The organism is Kitasatospora sp. NPDC058243 (genome assembly GCF_042882025.1).
GTDB lineage: Bacteria > Actinomycetota > Actinomycetes > Streptomycetales > Streptomycetaceae > Kitasatospora.
On the sequence record NZ_JBHVWW010000040.1, the window covers coordinates 68,418 to 76,684 of the forward strand.

Annotated in this window: 7 protein-coding genes and 1 pseudogene; 2 read left to right on the forward strand and 6 right to left on the reverse strand. The window is 74.0% G+C overall.

All coding sequences use genetic code 11. The annotated features are described in order from the left end of the window. Nucleotides 1-92 precede the first annotated feature (92 nt). The gene (locus tag ACFVX9_RS24640; protein WP_387983481.1) at nucleotides 93-539 is read left to right on the forward strand and encodes a transposase; all 447 of its coding nucleotides are present in this window, start codon (nucleotides 93-95) and stop codon (nucleotides 537-539) included. A 4-nt stretch (nucleotides 540-543) separates the two neighbouring features. Here ACFVX9_RS24640 and ACFVX9_RS24645 read toward each other — a convergent pair whose 3' ends face one another. The 5 genes from ACFVX9_RS24645 to ctaD all read right to left on the reverse strand — a co-directional run bounded on the left by ACFVX9_RS24645 (nucleotide 544) and on the right by ctaD (nucleotide 4,889). Continuing rightward, on the reverse strand, nucleotides 544-996 hold the full coding sequence (locus ACFVX9_RS24645) for a GNAT family N-acetyltransferase (protein ID WP_208869037.1): 453 nt from the start codon (nucleotides 994-996) through the stop codon (nucleotides 544-546). 224 nt (nucleotides 997-1,220) lie between these two features. Continuing rightward, a complete protein-coding gene (locus tag ACFVX9_RS24650) occupies nucleotides 1,221-1,601 on the reverse strand; it encodes a pyridoxamine 5'-phosphate oxidase family protein (RefSeq protein ID WP_063346182.1) in 381 nt (126 codons plus the stop codon). 79 nt (nucleotides 1,602-1,680) lie between these two features. Then, nucleotides 1,681-2,400 (reverse strand): response regulator transcription factor, encoded by a 720-nt coding sequence (locus ACFVX9_RS24655; protein WP_063346183.1) that lies wholly within the window; start codon nucleotides 2,398-2,400, stop codon nucleotides 1,681-1,683. Nucleotides 2,401-2,596: 196 nt separating this feature from the next. After that, entirely contained in the window at nucleotides 2,597-3,124 is a 528-nt protein-coding gene (locus ACFVX9_RS24660; protein ID WP_380345291.1) for a hypothetical protein, read from the reverse strand. Nucleotides 3,125-3,242: 118 nt separating this feature from the next. Beyond that, nucleotides 3,243-4,889 (reverse strand): cytochrome c oxidase subunit I, encoded by a 1,647-nt coding sequence (gene ctaD / locus ACFVX9_RS24665; RefSeq protein WP_380345321.1) that lies wholly within the window; start codon nucleotides 4,887-4,889, stop codon nucleotides 3,243-3,245. A gap of 693 nt (nucleotides 4,890-5,582) precedes the next feature. Here ctaD and ACFVX9_RS24670 point away from each other — a divergent pair. Continuing rightward, nucleotides 5,583-7,409, forward strand: coding sequence for a BTAD domain-containing putative transcriptional regulator (locus ACFVX9_RS24670; RefSeq protein WP_387983484.1), 1,827 nt, complete (start codon nucleotides 5,583-5,585; stop codon nucleotides 7,407-7,409). Here the strand turns inward: ACFVX9_RS24670 and ACFVX9_RS24675 are convergent. Then, a pseudogene (locus ACFVX9_RS24675) lies at nucleotides 7,402-8,267 on the reverse strand (serine/threonine protein kinase); the annotation flags it as partial. The gene ACFVX9_RS24670 and the pseudogene ACFVX9_RS24675 sit on opposite strands and share 8 nt — an antisense overlap.

An 8,267-nucleotide genomic window follows, 5' to 3' on the forward strand; every position in this document is an offset into this window, starting at 1 on the left:
ACCAGTGGCTCGGCTCGATTGGTCGACCGGGAAATTGATCGGCTGCTGGTAGTCCGTCAGGCTGTCTCCGAGTTCTGATCTTGGAGGTGGTCGTGGGGCGTCGTCCGGGAGTGTTCGTCCGGCCGGTGAGCATGGAGGAGGGCCGGCGGCTGCAGCGGATCGGCCGGACGTCGCGATGGCGTGAGTTCCTCGGCCTGCTCAAGGCCCTGCGCTCCCGCTGGCCCGGGGAGAAGCCTTACGTCGTGCTGGACAACTTCTCCCCGCACAAGCACCCGAACGTGCGGGCCTGGGCAGCGGACAACGAGGTCGAGCTGGTCTTCCTGCCCACCTACGGCTCGTGGCTGAACTGGATCGAGTCCGAGTTCGCGGCACTTCGTCACTTCGCGCTCAACGGCACCGACCACCGCAGCCACGCCGAGCAGAACGCCGCCATCAACGTCTACATCCGCTGGCACAACGCATGCTCCGAGCCCAAGTCCAACTTCGCCCTGGGCTCGCCGATCCGCAGTTGGACCGAGTATCCAGCCAGGGCCGCGTAGCGCGTCACGTCTCGGTTTGGCCTCGGGGCGCCCGGATCCTCGGCAGGCCGAAGCCCGTCATCTGCTTCTCCTCGTAGGAGAGGAAGCCCATCTGCCGATAGAAAGCGTGGTTCCTCTTCCCCTCCGGTGTCGACTCATGGTCGGTGGACAACAGGAAGAAGCGACAGTGCGCGTACCGCTCCATCAGGTGTTCAAGCAACGCCCGGCCGATCCCCTGCCGGTGGAACCTCGGGTTGACCAGCAGGTCCTGGACGTAGCAGATGCTTTCATCGTCGGAGACCGTCCTGGCTAGGCCAAGGAGCACGCCTGACTCATCGCGGGCAGTGATGACCAGGTGCGAGTTGGCCAGACCGCGACAGAGCTTGTCGACGTCGCAGGTGTACCCCTCCCACCCGACCGAGACGTAGAGCCCGAACATCTCCTCCGGGTCGAACTCTGTTTCCTCCGCAATCACCACGCCGGACTCTCCAACTCCAGTCAGCCGCCTCGCGCCGGCACGGCCAGGGACTCAGGACTGCGCTGCCTGCGACTTCCCCACCCGGGCGGCAAGCAAGGCGGTTCCCTCCATCTGCCGTCCAGCATGCATCCTCTATTGATCTTGCCGGATGCACAACGCATGCCGGTCTCCAGGTTGGCGCCCCGCAGAGATCAATTACCCGGTCGACCAATCGAGACGCGCCACTAGTTTGTGCGCGGGGGAAGGCGGCGGCCGACGACGAGTTCGGGGCGGATGCGGATCCGGACGGCGCCGGGGGCGCGGCCGACGGCGGGGCCCACTTGGGCGCGGCCGAGGACGGTGACGTACCAGCCGGAGCCGTCCACGCCGTCCACCTCGTCGGCCTCGAAGGCGATCACGGCGTCGTCCACGGCCCGGGCGAGTTCGGAGCCGGCCGGGGCCGAGAGCAGCACTCCGCCGCCGTCCGACAGGTCGAGCCGGAAGGACACCGGCAGCACCGCCGGGAGGGCGCGGATGGTGTAGACCACCCGGCCGACCGCGGCCCTGGCCAGCAGTTCCAGCGCCCGCTCCCGGTCCAGTTCGAGCAGGTCGTGATCACCGTTCATGCCCTCGATGCTCGCCCCGGCGGTGGCGGCGCCGCGAGGGCCGATGGTCCCGCCGGGGGTCCCGGGCCCGGACGTCGCGTCAGCCCCGGAGGGAGCGCAGGTGCCCCGGCTGCGCGGCGGCGGCCGCCTGGCGCAGCTCGGTGGAGATCAGCGCGGCCTGCACCCGCCGCTCCACGCCCAGCTTGGCGAGCAGCCGCGAGACGTGGTTCTTCACCGTCTTCTCGGCGAGGTAGAGCCGTTCGCCGATCTGCCGGTTGGTCAGGCCCTCCCCGATCAGCGCCAGCACCTCCTGCTCGCGCACGGTCAGCGCGGGCCCGGTGGTGACGGGCTGCGCGGGCTCGGCGTCACTGCGCAGGCGGTTGAGCAGCCGGGTGGCGGCGCCCGGGTCCAGCATCGAGCGGCCGGAGGCGACGGTCCGCACGGCGGCCACCAGGTCGGTGCCGCTGATCTGCTTGAGCACGTACCCGGCGGCGCCCGCCATGACGGCGTCCAGCAGCGCCTCCTCGTCGTCGAAGGAGGTCAGCATCAGGCAGGCCAGGCCGGGCATCCGGGAGCGCAGTTCGCGGCAGACCGACACCCCGTCGCCGTCGCCCAGCCGGACGTCCAGCACCGCCACGTCGGGCCGCAGCGCGGGCACCCGGACGAGCGCCTGCTCGGCGGTGGCGGCCTCGCCGACCACCTCCAGATCGGGCTCGCCGTCCAGCAGGTCGTGCACCCCGCGGCGCACCACCTCGTGGTCGTCCAGCAGGAACACCCGCACCGGCGCCGGTGCCCCGGCGCCCGCCGTCTTGGTCGCCATCACGCGGCTCCACCTTCGTCACCCCCGCACACTCCCGGCAGGGCCCAGGGCATCATCGCCCACCGGCCGCCGCAGGGCCCAGGGCCCAACGACCCCATTCGGGCGAGCGCGCGGGCGGCGCGGCCCCCGCAGGAGCCGCGCCGCCCGTAGGCCCTGTCCGGCCGATCTTGCCGGACAGGGCCGAGGGGAGGGGCCGTCAGCGCCGCCGCGCGCTGCCGAGGCCCGCCAGCAGGAAGGCCAGCGCCACCCCGGCCCCGCTGACCGCCGCGAGCGCCACCCGGGAGCCGACGGCGCCCTCGTCCGACAGCAGGATCGCCACCGCCCCCAGCGAGGCGACGGCGGCGCCGACGACCAGCCACCCCGCGAGGGTGACGGCGGCGGGGCGGCCGGAGCGCGGCGCCGGCCGGGCGCCCAGGGCGGCCCAGCGGGCGGCGGTCTCGCGCTGCTCCCCGCGCCGGTCCCACCGGGCGCGGACCCGCAGCGCCGCGCCGCCGACCAGCCCGGCGAGGGCGATCTGCGCGGCGGGCCGCCAGTCGGGCAGGGCGAGCAGCAGCCCGCCGGCCATGGCGAGGGCGGCCCACCACAGGACGCAGGCCGCCGCGGCCGTGCGGGTGGAGCGGGGCCGGTCTGCGCCGGCCTGGAGGTCGGCGATGGCGGGCAGGTACCAGACGCAGCCGCTCGCGGTGAGCGCGGCGGTGCCGATGGCGAGGACGGTGTGGGTCATGGGGCCGGCCTTCCAGGTCGCGAGGGGGGAGCCGTCCCCGCCCGTGACGGGGGCGTGGGCGGGGACGGCGGTCGGTGGGTGTTCGGAGCGGGTGGCCGGGGCGCGCCCCGGCCTCGGGTCAGCTGTCCACGGCGGACCGCTCGCGCTCCGCCCTGGTCTGCGGCAGGTCGTACTTGGCCGGGGTCACGTCGCCCAGGTGGGTGGCGGGCTTGCCGGTGTTCTCCAGGACGTCCAGGGCCGCGATGTCGGGGTGGTGCAGGTCGAAGGCCGGGGATTCGGAGCGGATCCTCGGCAGCCGGACGAAGTTGTGCCGGGGCGGCGGGCAGGAGGTGGCCCACTCCAGCGAGCGGCCGTAGCCCCACGGGTCGTCGGCCTCGACCTTCTCGCCGTACTTGGCCGTCTTCCAGATGTTGTAGAGGAACGGCAGGATCGACAGTCCGAGCAGGAAGGAGAAGATGGTGGACAGGGTGTTGAGCGTGGTGAAGCCGTCCGAGGCCAGGTAGTCGGCGTAGCGGCGCGGCATGCCCTCGGCGCCGAGCCAGTGCTGGACCAGGAAGGTGCCGTGGAAGCCGACGGTGAGCGTCCAGAAGGTGATCCGGCCGAGCCGTTCGTCGAGCTTCTTGCCGGTCATCTTGGGCCACCAGAAGTGGAAGCCGGCGAACATCGCGTAGACCACGGTGCCGAACAGCGTGTAGTGGAAGTGGGCGACGACGAAGTACGAGTCGGAGACGTGGAAGTCGATCGGCGGGGCGGCGAGCAGCACGCCGGTGAGGCCGCCGAACAGGAAGGTGACCAGGAAGCCGACCGTCCAGAGCATCGGTGTCTCGAAGCTGAGCGAGCCCTTCCACATGGTGCCGACCCAGTTGAAGAACTTGACCCCGGTCGGGACGGCGATGAGGAAGGTCATGAAGGAGAAGAACGGCAGCAGCACCTGCCCGGTGACGTACATGTGGTGCGCCCACACCGTCACCGACAGGCCGGCGATGGCGACGGTGGCGGCGATCAGCCCCGCGTAGCCGAACATCGGCTTGCGGCTGAAGACCGGGATGATCTCGGAGATGATCCCGAAGAACGGCAGCGCCAGGATGTACACCTCGGGATGGCCGAAGAACCAGAACAGGTGCTGCCAGAGCATCGCCCCGCCGTTGGCCGGGTCGAAGACGTGCGAGCCGAACTTGCGGTCGCATTCGAGGGCGAGCAGGGCGGCGGCGAGGACGGGGAAGACCAGCAGCACCAGCACCGAGGTGAGCAGCACGTTCCAGCAGAAGATGGACATCCGGAACATGGTCAGCCCGGGTGCGCGCATGCAGATGATCGTGGTGATGAAGTTGACGGCGCCGAGGATGCTGCCGAAGCCGGAGAGCGTCACGCCCATGATCCACATGTCGGCGCCGACGCTGGGCGAGTGCACGGCGTCGGACAGCGGCGCGTAGAGGAACCAGCCGAAGTCGGCGGCGCCCTGCGGGGTCGCGAAGCCGGCGGCGGCGATCAGCGAGCCGAACATGAACAGCCAGAAGGACAGCATGTTCAGGCGCGGGAAGGCGACGTCCGGGGCGCCGATCTGCAGCGGCATGATCCAGTTGGCGAAGCCGGTGAACAGCGGCATCGCGAAGAGCAGCAGCATCACCGAGCCGTGCATGGTGAAGGCCTGGTTGAACTGCTCGTTGGAGAGGATCTGCGTTCCGGGCCGGGCGAGTTCGGCGCGCATGACCAGCGCCAGGACACCGCCGATCAGGAAGAACCCGAACGCCGACACCAGGTACATGGAGCCGATCGTCTTGTGGTCGGTGGTGGTCAGCAGTCTGACCACGGCCGAACCGGGCCGTTTCGGCCGAACCGACGGCTGCGGTACGGAGGTTGGCGGTGGCGTGGGGTCGCCCTGTGCCGGGGTGGCGCTCAAGGACGCACTCCTTAGGAACGTCGTGCGAATGGCTGGCGATCCATGATCCGAACGCACCGCCCCCGCCCCCTAGGGCCGTTCGACCCGCGCCCCCGGGGCCGCACGGCCCGCGTTCCGGCGCCCGGACCGGGACCTCCGGTGGCCGTCGGTCCCGCCCCGGCCCCTCGGGCGGCGCTCACCGCGCCGACGAGCACCGCTGGAGGAACGCCGGAACCGCCCCGGCGCCCGCGACCCGGAGCGCCCCCGCCCGGCCCCGTCCGCCCCGGGGCCCGCACCCCCGGCCCCGGCCCTCCGCCGCGCCCCGCCGGCCCCTCCCACCCCGCCCCATCGGCCACGACACCGCGCCCGCCGGCCGCCACCGCAGCCGGCCGCCGCCTCCCCCGGGTGTCCCCTCCCCCAGGTGCCCGAAGTGTGAGGGTCGCGTGAGCGAAACAGGACGATTCCGTGCCCTACAGATCGGATCGGCCGTCAAGTAGCCTGCGGCCACGCCCGCACCTCACCGGTCACGCCCCCGCTCGGACACGCCCTGGCCCCCACCCACGCCCCGGAGGTACGCCGATGCCCCTGGCCCAGCCCGCCGCCCCCACCCGGCCGCGCTTCTCCGTCCTCGGCCCGCTGACCGGCGAAGCGGACGGCCGCCCGCTCGCCCTCGGCCCGCTGAAGCAGCGGCTGGTGCTGGCCGTCCTGCTGAGCCGCGCCAACACGGCCGTCCCGGTCGACCTGCTCACCGACGCGGTCTGGCCCGAGGAGCCGCCGCGCACCGCCCGCAAGAACCTCCAGGTCTACATCTGCACGCTGCGCACCCTGCTCGGCCGCGACCCCGGGCCCGAGCGGCTGGTCCACACCGCCGGCGGCTACCTGCTGCGGGTCGCCGAACCCGAGCTCGACGTCCTCCAGTTCCGCGCCCTCGCCCGGGCCGGCCGGGCCGCCGCCGACAGCGGCGCGCTCGCCCCCGCCGCCCGGCTGCTGCGCCAGGCCCTCGACCTGTGGCAGGGCCCGCCGCTCGCCGATCTGCGCTGCTCGCCCGCCGTCCAGGCCGAGGCCGACCGGCTGGAGGCCCGCTGCCTCGGCGTCCACGAGGACTGGGCGGAGACCGAGTTGGAGCTCGGCAACGCCACCGCCGTCGCCGAGGAACTCGCCGACCTGGCCGAGCGCCACCCGCTGCGCGAACGCCTCCAGGCCGCCCGGATGAACGCCCTGCACCTGTCCGGCCGCCAGGCCGAGGCGCTCGCCGTCTACGACACCCACCGCCAGCTGCTCGCCCGCGAGTTGGGCCTCGAACCCAGCCCCGCCCTGACCGCCCGCTACCGGCAGCTGCTCGCCCACGGCCCGGCCCGCCCCGCCACCGCCCGGCCGGCGCAGCACCCCGGCCCGAGCGGCGCACTGCTGCCCGCCGACGCCACCGACTTCACCGGCCGGAGCCACGAACTACGCGACCTGATCGATGCGTTGGCGGAGGGCGGCGAGCGCGTCGCGGTCCTCTCCGGCCCGGCCGGCATCGGCAAGACCGCCCTCGCCGTGCACGCCGGACACCTGCTCGCCGACCGCTTCCCCGACGGCCGGCTGCTGCTCCGGCTGCGCGCCGAGGACGGCACCCCGCGCCCGCTCGCCGACATCCTCGCCGAACTCGCCGCCCTCACCGGCCGATCCGGCCCCAGACCGGCCGACCCGGCCCAGGCCGCCGCGCTCTGGCGCGCCTCCCTGGCCGGACGCCGGATGCTGCTGATCCTCGACGACGCCCCCGGCGAGGCCGTGGTCCGCGAACTGCTGCCGGGCTTCGGCCCGAGCGCCACCCTCGTCACCTCGCGCAGCCAACTCGCCGGACTGGCCTCGGTGCACCGGGTCACCGTGCCGCCCTTCGCCCCCGCCGAGGCGCTCGACCTGCTCGGCCGGATCGTCGGCACCGGCCGGACCGGCACCGACCGCGCGGCCGCCGCCCGGATCGTCGAGGCCTGCGGGCTGCTGCCGCTCGCCGTCCGGGTCGCCGGCACCCGGCTCGCCGTCCTGCGCCACCTGCCGCTCGCCGAGTACGCGGCCCGCCTCGCCGACCCGGCCGGCGCCCTGGACGAACTCGTCGCCGGGGACGTCACCGTCCGCGCCCGCCTCGACTCCGGCTGGCGCGACCTCACCGACCAGGGCCGCCTCGCCCTCGGCCGGCTCGCCGCCCTCCCGCTCTCCCTGCTGTTCACCCTCCCCGAGGCCGCCGCCGCCCTCGGCCGCCCCGAACGCCTCGCCCTGCGCACCCTGGAGGCCCTCACCGACACCGGCGCCGTCACCTCCCCCACCGGCGAGGTCACCGCCCACGCCGCCCTCTACGCGCTCCCCCGCCTCACCCACCTGCACGCCCGCGAGCACAGCACCGTACTGGCCGACAACCTCAGCTGAGCCCGCCGCGCCGGCCGGCACCCCTCGGGCCGAGCGTCAGCATGTCCAGCAACTCCCCGCCCTCCAGGCCCTGTTCGGCAGCGTGCAGGGCCAGCAGGACGCCCGCCGCCCCGGTGTGCAGGTCCGCCGAGAACCGCCGCAGCCGCATCCCGGGGACGAGCAGCCCCTCCGGCCGCGCGACCAGGTGCCACTGGAGCTTGCGGACCTGCTCGCGGACGGCGTCCCGGGCCGCCGGCCCGCCCAGCCGGTCCAGCGCCAGCAGCAGCCCGGCGCGGCCCCGGAACAGCCCGGGCTCGCGGACGAATCCGGGTGCGCAGACCCGCCGCACGTCGGCGAGGAACTCCTCGGACCCGCCGAACTCCCGGAACCCGTCGAACTCCTCGGGCCCGTCGAACTCCTCGGACCTACCGCCGCCGAGCGCCTGGTACTCCTGGGCGACGAGCGCGATCCCGCTGCTGCCGCGGTCGAGGTAGGCGAGCCTCCGCCCCCGGTCGAGGACCTGCACCGACCCGTCGGGCACCCGTACGCACTGCGCCACGGCGCGCTCCAGCGCCTCGCGCCCGGAGGCCAGCAGCCAGTCCTCGCCGGTCCGCTGGTACAGCCGCAGCTGGACGAGGGCGATGCCGGCGAGGCCGTACAGCAGTCCGGCCGCCGTCGGCGCGCCGAGCCCCGGGACGGTCTGCCCGCGCAGCACCGCGTCGAGCGCCCGCGCGTCGGCGAGGGCGTCCGCGAGTTCGCGCCGGCTGCCGAGGGCGTCGGCGAGCCGCAGCCGGGCGAGCGCGGCGCCGGCCCGGCCGCCGTGGAGGGCGACGGTGGGCGCGGGCCGGGCCTGCCGGGCCTGTGCGGCCAGTTCGGCGG

Coding starts and splice junctions, on each gene's coding strand:
- ACFVX9_RS24650 (WP_063346182.1), bottom strand. CDS start 1,601: ATGAACGGTGATCACGACCTGCTCGAACTGGACCGGGAGCGGGCGCTG.
- ACFVX9_RS24655 (WP_063346183.1), bottom strand. CDS start 2,400: ATGGCGACCAAGACGGCGGGCGCCGGGGCACCGGCGCCGGTGCGGGTG.
- ACFVX9_RS24660 (WP_380345291.1), bottom strand. CDS start 3,124: ATGACCCACACCGTCCTCGCCATCGGCACCGCCGCGCTCACCGCGAGC.
- ctaD (WP_380345321.1), bottom strand. CDS start 4,889: ATGTACCTGGTGTCGGCGTTCGGGTTCTTCCTGATCGGCGGTGTCCTG.
- ACFVX9_RS24670 (WP_387983484.1), top strand. CDS start 5,583: ATGCCCCTGGCCCAGCCCGCCGCCCCCACCCGGCCGCGCTTCTCCGTC.